Below are 16,015 nucleotides of genomic sequence, written 5' to 3' on the forward strand. Positions count from 1 at the left end.
AATAAACGTTATCTGGTTGTTTTCAGTTTTCAAAAGTCTCACTTACGACTTAGCAACATTGGATCCTGCTTTAGGAGCCGGGCCAATGCACTGTACAGGGCCGGCTGGTAATCGTGAAATGCGACTGGTCGTTCGAAGAAGTTCTCTACTGCCACCGCAAAAAATTCCGCATGATTGGAGGCACCATATTCCCTGAAAAATGAAGCGGCATCATTCTGTATTCTGACGATCTCGGCTGAAGCCAGCGCTTGCCAGTGTTTGATGGCTTCACTGTCCAGGAAGTCATATTCATCATTCATCACGATGTTTTCCAGCTGCAGGGCATGGGCCATTTCATGCAGGCCCAGGTTGACACCATCAGATTTTGAATAGCCTTCCACAAAATGCTTCCACGAAAGGACAATAGCCTTAGCTTTTGGGTTTACCTCACCCTTGTGATAGCGCTGTCCGGAGTTGCTGAAAAACTGGTCCGGGAAGACGATCACGTACTTGAAGTAGCTCAGAAATACTTTGGGATAGCCAAAGGTGAGCTGGATGGCCGAGGCAGCAATCAGCACCTGCATCTCTTCGGTGACATGGGTCATGTTCCGCGGCACAAACTCCTTCATCCGAATAAACTTAGCCACCCGATACTCAAAAAGGGCCTTCGATTTGGGTGGCAGTTGCTGATAGAATTGGAAATGGCTGTTAAGCTTTTCCTTTTGCGCTGAGCTGAGGCCACCTTTGATTCTGAGACCTGCCATGGTGGCTTCACTCAGTAGATTGCCGAAGAGCAGGTAATAAACACCCAGCCCAAACAATCCCCCCAGCGCAATGACAATCCCGGAGATCAAAGCTTAGAGTTTCTTGAGGAGTGTTTTCATGCTCACCTTTTCTTCCAAAGTGCCAATTAGCTCTTCGATAGAAACTCTTTGCTGTTCCATGCTGTCCCTTTCGCGAATGGTGACGGTGCTGTCTTCCAATGTCTGGTGATCCACAGTTACACAGTAGGGTGTACCTATAGCATCCTGTCTTCTGTAACGTTTTCCAATCGCGTCTTTGGCATCATACTGGGCATTGAAATCAAGCTTGAGTTCACGCATGATGGCCTCTGCCTTTTCAGGGAGCCCATCTTTATTCAGTAGTGGAAGCACTGCTACTTTTACAGGTGCCAGCACCGGTGGTATTTTGAGGACGGTGCGTTCGCTGCCATCCGCCAGCTTTTCTTCTACATAAGAGGCTGACATCACAGCCAGGAACATTCTGTCCAGACCTATAGACGTTTCAAGCACGTAAGGTGTGTAGCTCTCATTGGTAGCGGTATCAAAATATTTAAGTTTCTTTCCAGAGAATTTTTCGTGCGCTCCCAGGTCAAAATCAGTACGGGAGTGGATCCCCTCCAATTCTTTGAATCCCATTGGGAAGTTAAATTCTATGTCGCAGGCGGCATTGGCATAATGAGCCAGGTTCAGGTGATCGTGGAAACGATAGTTGTCATCACCCAATCCAAGGGCTTTGTGCCAGGCAATCCTTTTGGCTTTCCAGTGTTCGTACCATTCCATTTCAGTGCCGGGCTGGATGAAAAATTGCATTTCCATCTGCTCGAACTCACGCATCCTGAAGATAAACTGACGTGCGATGATCTCGTTTCTAAAAGCTTTTCCTATCTGGGCAATACCAAAGGGAGGCTTGAGGCGGCTGGTTTTCTGTACGTTCAGGTAGTTGACAAAAATACCTTGTGCAGTCTCCGGGCGGAGGTAAATTTTGCCGGATTCTCCTGCTACTGACCCCAGCTCGGTGCTAAACATCAGGTTGAACTGACGCACGTCGGTCCAGTTTCGGGTACCCGATATGGGATCTGCAATGTCCAGGTCCACGATGAGTTGCTTCAGTGCTTCCAGGTCTCCGGATTCGATCGAAGACTTCATGCGGTTTTCTATTTCGGCAATCTGCTCCGCATAGCCCACCACCCTTGGGTTGGTGGTGATGAACTGATCTTTGTCAAAAGTGTCACCAAATCGCTTGGCGGCCTTATCCACTTCCTTGTCTATTTTGGCCTGAATCTTGGCCATTTGCTCTTCGATCAGGACATCAGCACGATAGCGCTTTTTTGAATCCTTGTTGTCAATCAAAGGGTCGTTGAATGCATCTACGTGACCGGATGCTTTCCAGGTGGTTGGATGCATGAAGATGGCCGCATCTATGCCCACAATGTTTTCATTGAGGCGCACCATGGCTTTCCACCAATATTCTTTGATGTTGTTTTTCAACTCTGAGCCGTATGGGCCATAGTCGTAGGTAGCTGCCAGACCATCGTAAATCTCACTTGAGGGGTAAATAAAACCGTATTCCTTGCAGTGTGAGGCTATATTTTTTAGCGTTGCTGCTTCTTCAGAATTTGCCATAGCCGCAAAGATAAAATTTTGACCATCTTTTGGGAGTTTAAATGATGAATTTAGATTCTGGCCAGCAATTGAGTGAAGAAGCGGTTGCCGTCAGCATCATCGGCAATGCCTATGCCTACATGGGTATAATCTGATTCAATATTTTCCCTGTTTTCTTCACTGGCAAGCCAGGCGCTCACCAGCTCATCGGCATCAGCATAATTACTGCCCACATTCTCACCTATGGCGGAAGCACCAGTCTCTTTACTCGCTTGCTCAAACCTTTGAACAAATCCCTCATGGCTTAATGGAATCTCGCCCTTAGCCATGCTGGTGCTGTGTTCCGTGGCTATTCTGTCCAGGATGTCATTTTCCTTTAGCGCCACCAGCCCCTGCGACACCCTGTGTTGGTTGATGCCGATCAATATAGCCACCTGTAGTTGTTCATGTGAGGGCTTTGGGTCTTCTGTCTTGTCATGGCATGCGCTACCCGAGAGCAACAGGGTGATTATCATTAGGGCCAGGTTGATAGAATGCTTCATGAGACAGTCATTGGTTTGGTGGTAACAATCATTTCTGATAATTAGTTATGTTACCTTGAGTTTCCTTAAAAATAACTGATAACTAAGCCTGATCATATGCGAGTAGCCATCTTGTTAGTTGGTTTATTCTTCTTAAACGCCTGTGGGACCTTAAACCCTCAACAAGCTAAAACAAAACCTGTGAGCCACCGGCTTTTTGATGAGCTGCTGAAGCGACACGTAACCGATGAAGGGCTGGTGAACTATCAGGGATTTATGACGGATAGTGTGCAGTTGACAGCATACATTGAGCTACTTAGCAACAATGCTCCCAATGATTCTAACTGGTCAGAGGACGACCAGATGGCCTACTGGATTAACTTATACAATGCCGCCACCATCGATTTGGTGTTGAAATACTACCCCGTAGAAAGCATCAAGGATATTGGCAGTAGCATTCAGGTGCCTTTTGTGAATACCCCCTGGGACATCCAATTCATTGAAATTGCTGGGAAGCAGTATGACCTGAACAACATTGAGCACAATATTCTCAGAAAGAAGTGGGCAGAACCTCGGATCCATTTTGCGATTAATTGTGCTTCATATTCGTGTCCGGAACTAAGAAGAGAAGCCTATGAAGGAGCTTTACTGCAGCGTCAGTTAGACGAGCAGGCCAGGGCTTTTATCAACGATGACTTTAGAAATGATATCACCGAACAGTCAGCGGAACTCTCCAAAATATTTGATTGGTTTGGTGGTGATTTCGGGAAGCTTATGCCACTCAGGGATTTCATCAATCAGTATGCTGATCAAAAAATTTCAGAGGAGACCAAAATCACCTACAAGGAATACAATTGGAAGTTGAATGATACTAATTAATTCCTGGACTGCTTGACTTCCCAGTCCCACGCACTCTTCAGCATTTCCTTTAGATCAAACTGAGGACTCCAGCCCAGCTTTTCTTTGGCAAGGCTTATATCTGCATACACTGCTTCCACATCACCAGGCCTGCGGTCACTGATTTGGTAGGGCACGTCCAGTCCGGTTGCCTCAGTAAAGGCCTTGATCATCTCTATCACCGAGCTACCGGTGCCTGATCCAAGGTTGTAGACCTCATAGCTGGATTCGTTTTCGTTCTTCAACAGTCGGGACAAGGCGTTGACATGCGCCCGGGCAATGTCCATGACGTGAATGTAGTCGCGGATGCATGACCCGTCTCTGGTGTCATAGTCTCCACCCAGTACTGATACAAATGGACGTTTGCCAGCTGCAGTCTCTGTAATGTAGGGAACCAAATGATGCGGTACATCGTGCTGTACCTCTCCTATAAGTGAGGAGGGGTGAGCCCCTATGGGATTGAAATACCTGAGCGAAATGGCCTGAAGGTCGTGAGCAGCACAGGCATCTTTGATAATCTCCTCTCCAATTTTTTTGGTGTTTCCGTAAGGAGATTGCGCAGGTTTAATAGATTCATTTTCCTTTACAGGCAGGATTTCCGGGTTGCCATATACTGTGCAGGAAGAAGAGAACACCACATTCTTCACCCCAAACTCCAGAGAAAGCTCTAGCAGGTTGGTGGTGGAAAGCAGGTTATTGTGATAATACTTCACCGGTTGCTCCACGGATTCTTTCACCTGCAGAAATGCGGCGAAATGGATGCTCCCAACAATATTGGGGAACTCTGCAAACAAGGCCCGCAGAGGGGCTTTATCACACATCTCCACTTTCCTGAATACAGGGCGTTCACCCATGATTTCTTCCAGAGCGTCAAGGACAGCTTCGGTAGAGTTGTATAGGTTGTCGATAATGATTGGCTCATATCCGGCTTTGTGGAGTTCCACCACCGAATGTGAGCCAATGTATCCGAGACCCCCTGTGACCAGGATTTGAGGTTTAGCCATTGATTATTTTTCTTCCAATGCTGTGGTAAGTAAACCCGAGTTCTTCCATTTGTCCGAGCTCATATAGATTTCTTCCATCAAAAATCACTTTATTATTCAGGCTGGCCTCCACCTTGTCAAACTCTGGTGTGCGGAATACCGGCCATTCGGTCATGATCATCAATGCGTCCGCATCCTCAAGAGCATCATACTCATCTTCGGCGAAATAAATTTGATCACCAAATACTCCTTTTACATTCTCCATGGCTTCAGGATCGTAAGCCTTTACTTTAGCCCCCAGGCTTAAAAGTTTAGAGATGTTTTCCAAAGCCGGAGCCTCACGGATGTCGTCAGTATACGGCTTGAATGCCAATCCCCAGATGGCAATGGTTTTTCCGGTCAGGTCATTGTTGAAATAGGCCTTCAAAGGATCGATGAGTCTCTCTTTCTGTGTTTGGTTTACCTCCATCACGGAGTTCAGGATTTTGAAATCATAATCCGCCTGGCTGGCAGATTTGGCCAGTGCCTGTACGTCTTTTGGGAAGCAGCTTCCTCCGTATCCAATCCCCGCAAAAAGAAAGCGTTTACCGATACGTGTATCCGTACCCACACCTTTTCTGACCATATCCACATCAGCTCCCAGGAGCTCACACAGGTTGGCGATCTCGTTCATGAAAGTGATTTTAGTGGCCAGAAAGGAATTGGCTGCATATTTTGTAAGTTCCGCCGACTTCACATCCATAAAAATGATTGGATTTCCCTGACGTACAAATGGTCCATAGAGTTTTTCCATCACCTTCTTGGCTTTGTCGGATTCTGCTCCGATGACTACACGGTCAGGCTTCATGAAATCATCTACGGCTACCCCTTCTCTTAAAAACTCAGGGTTAGAAACCACATCAAAGTCAACTTTGGCATTAGCCGCGATCGCAGCATGTACCTTATCCGCTGTACCCACGGGCACAGTACTCTTATCTACTATCACTGTATAGTCTTCCAATATTGGACCCAAATCTTCAGCCACCTTGAGGACATACTTCAGGTCCGCAGATCCATCTTCACCGGGAGGGGTAGGCAGAGCCAGGAAAATGATTTTTGCGCCTTTGATGCCTTCTTTCAGGTCTGTGGTGAACTCCAACCTGCCTTGTCGAATGTTTCTTTCAAAAAGCACCTCCAGCCCGGGCTCATAGATGGTGATCTGCTTATTGTTAAGCATTTGTACTTTTTTCTCATCTATATCCACGCAGGTTACATGGTTTCCTGTTTCAGCAAAACAGGTTCCAGTTACCAATCCTACATATCCGGTTCCAACTACAGCAATTTTCATTTTACAGTAACATTTAGTTCAATAGGGGGCAAAAGTAATTTTTTTGGTCGGAAAATGAATAATCCTGACCTAACATGTAAAAGTTTATTTAAAACTGAAACACTGAACTTAGATTGCTAATTTTGTGAGGAACAACATTATACCCCAAAACAAACATGCAACTATTAACAGACGATCCTCAGATAAAACAGGAGGAAGAAAACAGAGCAATGATCTCGGAGATGATCCGGGATTTCGGTGCGAAGGAAATAGAGCCCTTTAAAATGGAGTGGGATGAATCTCAGGAGTTTCCAAGAGCACTGTTTCATAAACTCGGAGAACTTGGCCTGATGGGCGTATTCATACCCCACGAATACGGAGGATCGGGCTTTGGCTACCATGAATATGTTACGGCCATCATAGAGTTGTCAAAAATTGATGGCTCCATAGGGCTGTCTATGGCGGCACACAATAGCTTGTGCACCGGGCATATCTATCAGCATGCTAATGAAGCACAAAAAGCAAAATACCTTCCGCTGCTGGCTTCAGGAGAATGGTTAGGTGCCTGGGGTCTCACAGAGCCCAATACCGGCTCGGATGCGGGCAACATGAAGACGGTAGCTATAAGGGAAGGAGACGAATGGGTGTTGAATGGCGCCAAGAATTTTATTACCCATGGCATCTCCAGCGATGTGGCAGTGGTCATTGCCCGAACAGGAGAGGCAGGCGCTTCACGCAATGCTTCTGCATTTATTGTGGAGCGTGGCACGCCTGGTTTTTCTGGCGGACGAAAGGAAAACAAATTAGGTATGCGGTGCTCGGAGACTGCTGAGATGATCTTTGATAATTGCCGGATTCCGGCCGCCAATCTGATTGGCGAAGTGGGAGATGGTTTTGTGCAGTCCCTTAAGGTGCTGGATGGTGGAAGAATTTCAATTGCCGCCTTGAGCTGTGGGATCGCAGAAGGTGCCCTGAATGTGGCCGTGAAATACTCCAAGGAGCGCGAGCAGTTTGGCAAACCCATCAGTAGTTTTCAGGGTATTTCCTTCAAAATAGCCGAGATGGCCACTAAGCTGGAGGCGGCCAAGTTATTGACCCATCAGGCGGCGGAGCTCAAAAATAAGGGCAAGTCGGTCACGAAGGCCGGAGCAATGGCCAAGTTGTATGCATCAGAGATTTCTGTGGAGCTGGCCAATGAAGCCGTGCAGATTTTTGGAGGCTATGGATACACCAAAGACTATCCGGCAGAGAAGTATTACCGGGATGCCAAGCTTTGCACCATCGGGGAAGGCACCTCGGAGATACAAAAATTGGTGATTTCCAGAGAAGTATTGAGATAATGCTTTGCTCGCAATAAAATTTCTTCTACTTTTGCAAGCTCAAATAGAAAAACGATGATTGTAGTAAACGTAAAAGAAAACGAGTCAATCGACAAGGCGCTTAAAAGGTTCAAGAAGAAGTTTGAAAAAACAGGTGTTTTGAGAGAACTCAGAGAAAGAACTTTTTTCACTAAGCCTTCTGTAAAAAGAAGACACGAAGTGATCAAGGCTGAATACATTCAGCACCTGCGCGAGCGTGAAAATAACTAATCCCAAACAGGGATAAATGATACTTAATTATTAAGTTAGTATTTCTCAGCTTCTGGGAAGTACTAGCTTATGATTGACACCTTCCTCAAATACTTACGATTCGAAAAGCGCTATAGCGAACACACGCTCACTGCGTACCGTAAGGATTTAACTCAGCTAGAGATTTTTTTAAGTGCAGAATTTGAAATTTCTGATTTCAGAGAAGTTCAGCATGCCCATTTGAGAAATTGGATGGTCAGTCTGATGGAGTCTGGCCTTGAGCCAAAGTCTGTCAACCGCAAGATGGCCTCTGTGAAGGCTTTCTTTAAATTCCTTCTGGCACGGGAACATGTGGCCAGCAACCCAACAGGCCGTCTCAAGTCTTTAAAAGTAGACAAGAAGCTTCCTTCCTTTGTGAGGGAAAGTGAGATGATCACCCTGCTCGATCAAATTGAATTTTCTAAGGATTTTCCCGGTGCACGGGACCGACTCATTCTTGAGCTACTATATGCCACCGGCATCCGTCTGACGGAGTTAATTAACCTTTCCGACCCGGATATAAACCTCTATCAGGGGTCCATCAAAGTTTTAGGAAAAAGAAATAAGGAAAGAGTTATACCAACTGCCGAATATATCGTTAAGTCCATAAAGGAATACCAACAATTGCGAAACGCTGAGTTTGGCTTCTGTGATTATTTGTTGGTAACGGATAGTGGTAATAAATTATACCCTATGATGGTGTATCGGATAGTGAAAAAATACCTTGATCAAGTCACAACCATTTCTAAAAGAAGCCCTCATGTTCTGAGGCACACCTTCGCCACGCATTTATTAAATAAGGGGGCCGATCTCAATGCGGTGAAAGACCTTTTAGGTCACACCAGTTTGGCAGCCACCCAAGTTTATACACATAATTCTATGGAGAAGCTGAAGTCAGTTTTTGACCAGGCTCATCCTAAAGCTTAATGGTTTAACCTTTTAAATTTTAGTATCATGAAACTACAAATGCATTCTATCCACTTCGACGCTGACGAAAAATTGGTCAACTTTATCCAGCACAAGGCTGATAAACTGGATACTTTCTATGATAGGATTATAGATGGGGAAGTGTTTCTAAGGGTAGAGCAAGATGATGCGAATGAAAATAAATTAATAGAGATCAAATTGAATATCCCTGGCAGTCAGCTTTTTGCCAAGGAGAAATCCAGATCTTTTGAGGCAGCCACGGATGAGGCAGTAGAGGCCTTAAGAAGGCAGCTTAAAAAGCATAAGGAGAAGCTGATCGCTAATCATCATTAACAAAAAGCCCCTTGGATGTCAATCCAAGGGGCTTTTTTTATTCAAATCCTCATTTTTATTCCTCAAATGCCCAGTCTATTCCGGTTTTCATGTCTTTTACGATCACGCCCTCGGTTTTGAGCTGAGCTCGGAGTTCATCCACTTTTTCATAGTTTTTGGCTTCCTTGGCCGACTTGTATTCATTTAGAATCACTTCCAGCAGGTGATCAGAAGAGACCGAAGACTCGAGCTTCAGCCCCAGGACTTCTTCCGTGAAAGAAATGAAAGTTTCCTTCATTCGCTCGAATGTGTCTTTTCCGATGGCTGCCAGTTCGAGCTGACCCGTTTGAATGGAATTCACCTTTTTGACCAGATTGAATAGATGGCCAATGGTTAATGCCGTGTTAAAGTCGTCATTCATGGCATGGTGGCAGTTGTCACAAATCTTGTTGATCTGCTCCACCTGCTTGGGATCCGGAGTGTCTGCCAGCCCTTCTGGAAACTCATAGCCTTTAATCAGACGCAAGCCGTTGGCCAGTTTGGTATATCCTTTTTGGGCAGCATTGAGGGCATCATTGGAGAAGTCCAGCGTGCTGGCATAATGAGACTGCAGCATAAAAAACCTGATGGTCATGGGACTGTAACCACGCTGAAGCAGCTCATGGTTGCCGGAGATCAGCTGGCTGGGAAGGAATGAATTGCCGAGTGATTTGCTCATTTTCTGGCCATTGACGGTGAGCATATTGGTATGTATCCAGTACTTGGCGCCATCTTTCCCGGTAGACCCGGCATTTTGGGCTATTTCACATTCATGATGAGGGAACTTAAGGTCCATGCCCCCGCCGTGTATATCAAACTCATCTCCCAGATATTTGGTACTCATCACAGAGCACTCCAGGTGCCAGCCCGGAAATCCGTCACTCCACTTGGTTTTCCAGCGCATAATGTGTTCTGGGGCGGCTTTTTTCCATAAGGCAAAATCCAGTGGGTTTCGCTTGTCCGACTGCCCATCCAGCTCACGGGTCTGGTTGAGAAGGTCTTCGGTTTTGCGACCGCTGAGCTTACCATACTCATGGGCCTCGTTGTATTTTTCTATGTCAAAATAAACAGAGCCATTGGACTCATAGGCAAATCCTTTCTCCACTAGTTGCTCTATCATCACCAGTTGCTCCATCAGATGTCCGGTGGCTGTAGGTTCGATATCCGGTGTTAGGGCATTGAAGGTATCCATCACCCTGTGGAAGTCATTGGCATATTTCTGAACGATTTCCATGGGCTCCAGATTGTCCAGTTTGGCCTTTTTGGAGATCTTATCCTCGCCGGAATCCAGCAAGTGACCCACGTCAGTGATGTTTCGGACATACCGGACTTTATATCCTATAAACTGGAGATACCTATAGATGACATCAAAGGAGATGAATGTGCGTACATTCCCCAGGTGCACATCACTATATACTGTAGGCCCACAAACGTACATTCCTACATGCGGAGCACTTAATGGCTCGAAGACCTCTTTCTCCTTGGTGAGGGAGTTTACAATTCGGAGTTTACCGATCATCTAATTAAATTTTTTAAAAATATCTACTTTATGACGAACTCAGCGCCTAATAGTTTGTTTTTTAGCCAATTTGAAATGAATATTTTTTCTGTTAGCTTTGCATGCAAATATAGAATTTAGGTTCGAGGGGACGCAGGTCCCCTCTTTTTATTCATAATAAATGGTTGTGGTGAAACCAGTGGAAGAAGAGATATCGCAATTTGTACATGAGATCATTTCGGATGATCCTTCGCTTTTTGTGGTTGGGGTCATTCTGAAAGGAAATGCTGGTAATCAGCGCCTTATTGTATTGCTGGATGGTGATCATGGGGTGACCATCGATCAGTGTAGCGCTGTGAGCCGACAACTGGCTCAGATTCTCGAAGAAAAAGAACTTTTTGAAGACAAGTACTTTTTGGAGGTTTCTTCTGCGGGGGTTGATTTCCCATTGCAAAATGTAAGACAATACACCAAGAACATTGGCAGGTCTCTGAAAGTGGAGCTGAATGATGCTTCCACGATAAGCGGATTGCTCAAAGAAGTGAATAGTGAAATGATCATGATAGAGGTGCAGGAGAAGAAAGAGCTTCGGCAGCATCAAATCAATTTCAATGAAATAAGTAAATCAATGGTATTAGTTTCATTCAAGTAAACAATGGATACTGGAATTTTAATCGATTCATTTGCGGATTTTGCCAGGGGCAAAAATATCGATCGACCTACGATGATCAGGATTCTGGAGGATGTCTTCAGAACCATGATTCGCAAGAAATATAAGACAGATGATAATTTTGATATTATCATCAACACCGATAAAGGTGACCTTGAGATTTGGAGATTCAGAGAAATCGTGGATGACAACTCAGAAGACATCTGGGATCATGACAAGATTAGTTTGACCGAAGCGCGTAAGATTGAGCCTGATTTTGAAATCGGAGAAGAGGTTTCTGAAGAAATTAAGCTTGAAGATTTTGGACGAAGGGCTGTGATGACTGCACGTCAGACACTCATTCAGAAGATCAAGGACCTGGAGAAGGACATCCTTTTTCAGAAGTATAAAGATTTGGTTGGCGAGATTATCACAGGCGAGGTGTATCAGACCTTGAGTCGTGAGATTCTTTTGATCGATGGAGAGGGCAATGAGTTGAACCTTCCTAAGAACGAGCAAATTTCAAAGGACCGATACAGAAAGGGAGATTCTGTGCGCGCAATTGTGCACAGGGTAGAAATGTCCAATGGTAATCCTAAGATTATCTTGTCCAGAACTTCCCCAACCTTCCTGGAGCGTCTTTTCGAAAGTGAAGTTCCTGAGGTGTACGACGGCCTGATCACCATAAAGAATGTGGTGCGGGAGCCGGGCGAGCGTGCCAAGGTGGCGGTAGAGTCCTATGACGACAGAATAGATCCTGTAGGTGCATGCGTAGGTATGAAGGGATCAAGAATTCATTCCATTGTAAGAGAGTTACAAAATGAGAATATCGATGTGATCAATTTCACAGATAATCTTGAACTTTACATCGCCAGAGCACTGAGTCCCGCTAAAATCCTCAGCATGAAGATCAGCGAGGAGAAAGACAGAGTGTCGGTTTTTTTGAAACCTGATCAGGTATCCCTGGCCATAGGCAAAGGAGGACAAAATATAAAACTGGCTTCAAGATTGGTGGGTCTGGAAATAGATGTGTTCCGTGAACTCGATGGCCTTGAAGACGAAGATGTGGATCTGGATGAATTTTCAGATGAAATTGAAAGTTGGGTAATTGATGAACTAAAAAGAATTGGTTTAGATACCGCAAAGAGTGTTTTGACATTATCCGGAGAGGAGTTGGTCAGGAGAACTGACCTTGAGGAAGAAACTGTTCAATTTGTATTGAGCATCCTCAAACAAGAATTTGAATAACCAGCTACTTTTAAAATACAGGACAAAATTATATGGCAGAAGAGAAAACTTATCGATTAAGTCAGGTTGCTAGAAAACTGAATGTCGGCAGAGGCACCATTCTGGATTACTTATCCGGAAAGGGCTTTGAGGTGGATAGCAGTCCCAATTCGAAAATTACCCAGGAACAATATTCCTTGCTATCCAAGGAGTTTGCTTCTTCTGCCATGGAAAAAGAGGAGGCCTCTGGTTTAACCATTGGAAACAAGCATGTTGACAACATGGTCATCAAAGATTCGCAGGATACCGACAAGAGCGAAGGTGATGACGAGGAGGAAATCCTCATCAAAGACAACAATGCTAAAGAGGCGCCAAAAGAAAAGGAGAAAGAAAAGCCAGCTGAGCCAGAGGCGGACGATACTGACAAGGTAATACTCCGTCAGAAACTGGAAGGACCTAAGGTGATAGGCAAGATTGATCTGGAACCTAAGAAAAAGGCGAAAGAAGAAGCTGTGCCTGAACCACCGAAAGAGGTGGAGAAGAAAGAGGAAGAGACTCTTAAGGCACCAGAGCCAATAGCTGAGAAACCAGAGCCGGTGGAGGAGAAGCCAAAGCCAGAGCCGGTAGAGGAAAAGCCTAAAGCTGAAGAGAAGCAACCTGAACCTCCTGTAGAAGCAGAGAAGCCTAAGGAAGAGGTGAAAGAGACACCTAAGCCTGCAGCTCCTAAGGCAGAAGAGAAGAAACCTGAAAAACCTGAGGAAAAGACCATCGCCGCTAAGGCAGATTCGCTGAAAGGCTTGACGGTTTTGGGTAAAATCGAGCTGCCGGCAGATAAGAAGAAGCCTAAACCGGTGGCCAGCTCTGATGAGCGAAAGGATCGCAAAAAGAGACCAAGGAAAAGAATTAACAGCCCTGCGCCCAACAGACAGAGTAGAGATACTACAGCTCTGCCTCCGAGGGGAGCACCGGGTAGCAGAGGTCAGAAGCGCGATCTGAGAAAGACCGAAGAGCTTTCTGACAAAGAAATTCAGGATAAAATCAAAGCGACACTGGCCAAGCTTTCTGGTGGTAAGTCAGGAAGCGGTACGGGGAGGTCCAAATACAGAAAAGACAAGCGAAGTGCCAAAGCAGAAGCTGAGGAGGAAAGGCTGCAGGCGGAGCAGGAGGATGCAAAAACACTCAGGGTGACCGAATTTATTTCGGCCAGTGACCTGGCATCTCTGATGGATGTATCGGTCAACGAAGTGATTTCTACCTGTATGTCACTTGGAATGTTCGTGTCAATCAATCAGCGATTGGATGCAGAGTCCATCACAGTAATAGCCGATGAGTTTGGTTACGACATAGAGTTTACTTCTGAGGATGACGACACTGAAATAGAAGAAGCCGAAGATAGTCCGGAGGATTTGACCGATCGTGCACCTATCGTGACCATCATGGGACACGTGGATCACGGTAAAACTTCTCTCCTTGACTTTATCAGAGATTCCAAGGTCACTGAAGGTGAGGCCGGTGGTATCACACAGCACATTGGTGCTTATGACGTGATGACTGAGACAGGCAAACGAATCGCATTCCTGGATACACCTGGTCACGAAGCCTTCACGGCCATGCGAGCCAGGGGTGCCAAGATCACTGATATTGCGATCATCGTGGTGGCTGCGGACGACGCGGTGATGCCACAGACCAAGGAGGCCATCAACCACGCACAAGTGGCCGGTGTACCTATCGTAATTGCCATTAACAAAGTAGATAAGCCCAACGCCAATCCGGATAAAATCAAGGAGGAGCTTTCGGGAATCAATATACTAGTAGAAGACTGGGGCGGTAAATACCAGTGCCAGCATGTTTCCGCCAAGACCGGAGAAGGCATCGATGAGTTGCTGGAGAAAGTCTTGCTTGAAGCAGAACTATTGGAACTAAAAGCCAATGCGGATAAGCCTGCAGTTGGTTCCGTAATAGAAGCTACCCTGGACAAAGGTCGTGGCTATGTGACTACACTGATGGTACAGTCTGGTACCATGAAAGTGGGGGATGTGGTATTGGCCGGATCAAACTTTGGTAAGGTAAAAGCCATGTTTGACCACAGAGGGAAGAAACTCACCAATGTAGGACCATCCACGCCTGTGCTGATGCTGGGACTGGATGGAGCACCACAGGCGGGAGATAAGTTCAACGTAATGGAATCTGACAGGGAAGCCCGTGAGATTGCTACCAAGCGTGAGCAGATCCAGCGTGAGCAGTCTATCCGTACCAAGAAGCACATTACACTGGATGAGATCGGTAGGCGATTGGCCATCGGTAGCTTCAAGGAGCTCAACGTGATTGTGAAAGGTGACGTGGATGGATCTATTGAAGCACTTTCCGATTCGTTATTGAAACTCTCTACCGAAGAAGTGCAGGTGAATATCATCCACAAAGCCGTGGGTCAGATCTCAGAATCTGATGTGTTGCTGGCTTCTGCATCTGATGCGGTCATCATCGGTTTCCAGGTAAGACCATCTTCCAGTGCACGTAAAGTGGCTGAGAACGAGGAAATCGAGATCAGGCTATACTCTATCATCTATGACGCCATCAATGACGTGAAGGATGCGATGGAAGGTATGCTTGAGCCTACTACCGAGGAAGTAATCACTGGTAACATAGAAGTGCGTGAGGTGTACAAAATCACCAAAGTGGGAACGGTTGCCGGTTGTTATGTGACTGAAGGAACCGTGAAACGTTCCAACAAAGTACGACTGGTGCGTGATGGTATCGTGGTTCACACAGGTGAAATCAACCAGCTGAAGCGATTCAAGGATGATGTGGCCGAAGTGAAGCAGAGCTACGAATGTGGGGTTTCTATTAAGAATTTCCATGACATCAAGGAGGGAGATATCATAGAAGGATTCACAGAGAAAGAAGTGAAGCGTACGCTGTAAGGCTTACGATCAGAGATATAGTTCATACAAACGGGCTCCAAATTTTTGGAGCCCGTTTTTTTTGTTTGATTGGATGTTGTGATATCTCCCACCGCTTTTTGGTATTTACATTTTTCGGATTTATTTTCAGCGCTGGTTTCCAGCTACTCACTATCCTGAATGAATAAATCCCGCCTTTTCTGTGCCCGGACAGCAGGCAGACAATGGATGCGGTATTTTTTGATGCTTGCGTGTCTGTTGCTCCTCATTGCAGGCCGTGCCCAAACCTACCCCGTCCAGGTCACCACCACGCTCATTCCCCCATACAGCCCTGTGCTGTCGTACTACACTGCCGCAGATGCCAACAACCTGCAGGTGATCATCCACGTGATGGAGCTCGACCGCCGTGATCTGCGAGCCAAACTGCGTGTGACCATAGAAGGTGCCGGCGTGCGACTCTACACCAGCCCCGCCTATGTGCCCCCGGCCCTCGTGCTGCAGGGTGGCGTACCCGAGATGCTCTCAGGCTTTGATATTCGAGGCTACCTCAACCCCAACAACCTGATTTTTGAAGGCATCACCCGCGCTGAGTTCATCAAAAGCGGCAAGCTGCCCGAAGGCTTCTACACCTTCACCATCGAAGTACTGGAGTACAACCGCAGCGTGCGCATCTCCAACCAGTCCCGGGCCAATGCCTGGGTAGTACTCAATGACCCACCCCTGATCAACTTTCCCTTCAGTGGAGACAAGCTGCGCACCACCGATCCCCAAAACATCAGCTTCTCA

15 protein-coding genes are annotated in these 16,015 nt (G+C 46.1%); 9 read left to right on the forward strand and 6 right to left on the reverse strand.

Annotation, left to right across the window (positions count from 1 at the left end; genetic code table 11):
* Window positions 1-38 precede the first annotated feature (38 nt).
* Genes RIH33_RS16370 through RIH33_RS16380 form a run of 3 tightly spaced genes read right to left on the reverse strand, consistent with a single transcriptional unit; the run spans window position 39 to window position 2,905 of the window.
* Window positions 39-833 (reverse strand): zinc-dependent peptidase, encoded by a 795-nt coding sequence (locus RIH33_RS16370; RefSeq protein ID WP_406654958.1) that lies wholly within the window; start codon window positions 831-833, stop codon window positions 39-41.
* A 3-nt stretch (window positions 834-836) separates the two neighbouring features.
* Entirely contained in the window at window positions 837-2,384 is a 1,548-nt protein-coding gene (locus RIH33_RS16375) for a glycine--tRNA ligase (RefSeq protein WP_406654959.1), read from the reverse strand.
* Window positions 2,385-2,434: 50 nt separating this feature from the next.
* Window positions 2,435-2,905, reverse strand: coding sequence for a CAP domain-containing protein (locus RIH33_RS16380; protein WP_406654960.1), 471 nt, complete (start codon window positions 2,903-2,905; stop codon window positions 2,435-2,437).
* Between the two features lie 180 nt (window positions 2,906-3,085).
* Between RIH33_RS16380 and RIH33_RS16385 the strand changes: the two genes are divergently transcribed.
* Window positions 3,086-3,763, forward strand: a complete 678-nt coding sequence (locus RIH33_RS16385) for a DUF547 domain-containing protein (protein ID WP_406654961.1) — start codon at window positions 3,086-3,088, stop codon at window positions 3,761-3,763.
* Here the strand turns inward: RIH33_RS16385 and galE are convergent.
* Both galE and RIH33_RS16395 read right to left on the reverse strand, forming a co-directional pair.
* A complete protein-coding gene (galE, locus tag RIH33_RS16390; RefSeq protein ID WP_406654962.1) occupies window positions 3,760-4,785 on the reverse strand; it encodes a UDP-glucose 4-epimerase GalE in 1,026 nt (341 codons plus the stop codon). The genes RIH33_RS16385 and galE overlap by 4 nt on opposite strands.
* Window positions 4,778-6,091 carry a UDP-glucose dehydrogenase family protein gene (locus RIH33_RS16395; RefSeq protein ID WP_406654963.1) on the reverse strand — a complete coding sequence of 438 codons (1,314 nt, stop codon included), beginning with the start codon at window positions 6,089-6,091 and terminating at the stop codon, window positions 4,778-4,780. Before RIH33_RS16395 ends, galE begins: the two co-directional genes overlap by 8 nt.
* A gap of 155 nt (window positions 6,092-6,246) precedes the next feature.
* Between RIH33_RS16395 and RIH33_RS16400 the strand changes: the two genes are divergently transcribed.
* From RIH33_RS16400 to hpf, 4 genes are all read left to right on the forward strand, one after another.
* Window positions 6,247-7,410, forward strand: a complete 1,164-nt coding sequence (locus RIH33_RS16400) for an acyl-CoA dehydrogenase family protein (RefSeq protein WP_406654964.1) — start codon at window positions 6,247-6,249, stop codon at window positions 7,408-7,410.
* Window positions 7,411-7,464: 54 nt separating this feature from the next.
* Window positions 7,465-7,659: a 30S ribosomal protein S21 gene (rpsU, locus tag RIH33_RS16405; RefSeq protein ID WP_159582704.1), complete on the forward strand. Its 195-nt coding sequence runs from the start codon at window positions 7,465-7,467 to the stop codon at window positions 7,657-7,659.
* Window positions 7,660-7,728: 69 nt separating this feature from the next.
* The gene (locus RIH33_RS16410; protein ID WP_406654965.1) at window positions 7,729-8,604 is read left to right on the forward strand and encodes a tyrosine-type recombinase/integrase; all 876 of its coding nucleotides are present in this window, start codon (window positions 7,729-7,731) and stop codon (window positions 8,602-8,604) included.
* Window positions 8,605-8,631: 27 nt separating this feature from the next.
* A complete protein-coding gene (hpf, locus tag RIH33_RS16415; RefSeq protein WP_406654966.1) occupies window positions 8,632-8,937 on the forward strand; it encodes a ribosome hibernation-promoting factor, HPF/YfiA family in 306 nt (101 codons plus the stop codon).
* Between the two features lie 55 nt (window positions 8,938-8,992).
* Here the strand turns inward: hpf and cysS are convergent, their stop codons facing one another.
* Entirely contained in the window at window positions 8,993-10,474 is a 1,482-nt protein-coding gene (gene cysS, locus RIH33_RS16420; protein ID WP_406654967.1) for a cysteine--tRNA ligase, read from the reverse strand.
* A 169-nt stretch (window positions 10,475-10,643) separates the two neighbouring features.
* Between cysS and rimP the strand changes: the two genes are divergently transcribed.
* The 4 genes from rimP to RIH33_RS16440 all read left to right on the forward strand — a co-directional run.
* Window positions 10,644-11,105, forward strand: a complete 462-nt coding sequence (rimP, locus tag RIH33_RS16425) for a ribosome maturation factor RimP (protein ID WP_406654968.1) — start codon at window positions 10,644-10,646, stop codon at window positions 11,103-11,105.
* A 3-nt stretch (window positions 11,106-11,108) separates the two neighbouring features.
* A complete protein-coding gene (gene nusA, locus RIH33_RS16430) occupies window positions 11,109-12,350 on the forward strand; it encodes a transcription termination factor NusA (protein ID WP_406654969.1) in 1,242 nt (413 codons plus the stop codon).
* A 32-nt stretch (window positions 12,351-12,382) separates the two neighbouring features.
* Window positions 12,383-15,250: a translation initiation factor IF-2 gene (gene infB / locus RIH33_RS16435; protein WP_406654970.1), complete on the forward strand. Its 2,868-nt coding sequence runs from the start codon at window positions 12,383-12,385 to the stop codon at window positions 15,248-15,250.
* 159 nt (window positions 15,251-15,409) lie between these two features.
* The coding region (locus RIH33_RS16440) for a hypothetical protein (RefSeq protein ID WP_406658720.1) at window positions 15,410-16,015 on the forward strand (606 nt) is incomplete at its 3' end.

Origin of the sequence: Marinoscillum sp. (genome assembly GCF_040222955.1) — a bacterium.
GTDB lineage: Bacteria > Bacteroidota > Bacteroidia > Cytophagales > Cyclobacteriaceae > Marinoscillum.

Coding starts and splice junctions, on each gene's coding strand:
- rpsU (WP_159582704.1), top strand. CDS start 7,465: ATGATTGTAGTAAACGTAAAAGAAAACGAGTCAATCGACAAGGCGCTT.
- RIH33_RS16410 (WP_406654965.1), top strand. CDS start 7,729: ATGATTGACACCTTCCTCAAATACTTACGATTCGAAAAGCGCTATAGC.
- cysS (WP_406654967.1), bottom strand. CDS start 10,474: ATGATCGGTAAACTCCGAATTGTAAACTCCCTCACCAAGGAGAAAGAG.
- RIH33_RS16375 (WP_406654959.1), bottom strand. CDS start 2,384: ATGGCAAATTCTGAAGAAGCAGCAACGCTAAAAAATATAGCCTCACAC.
- nusA (WP_406654969.1), top strand. CDS start 11,109: ATGGATACTGGAATTTTAATCGATTCATTTGCGGATTTTGCCAGGGGC.
- hpf (WP_406654966.1), top strand. CDS start 8,632: ATGAAACTACAAATGCATTCTATCCACTTCGACGCTGACGAAAAATTG.
- RIH33_RS16400 (WP_406654964.1), top strand. CDS start 6,247: ATGCAACTATTAACAGACGATCCTCAGATAAAACAGGAGGAAGAAAAC.
- infB (WP_406654970.1), top strand. CDS start 12,383: ATGGCAGAAGAGAAAACTTATCGATTAAGTCAGGTTGCTAGAAAACTG.
- galE (WP_406654962.1), bottom strand. CDS start 4,785: ATGGCTAAACCTCAAATCCTGGTCACAGGGGGTCTCGGATACATTGGC.
- RIH33_RS16380 (WP_406654960.1), bottom strand. CDS start 2,905: ATGAAGCATTCTATCAACCTGGCCCTAATGATAATCACCCTGTTGCTC.
- RIH33_RS16395 (WP_406654963.1), bottom strand. CDS start 6,091: ATGAAAATTGCTGTAGTTGGAACCGGATATGTAGGATTGGTAACTGGA.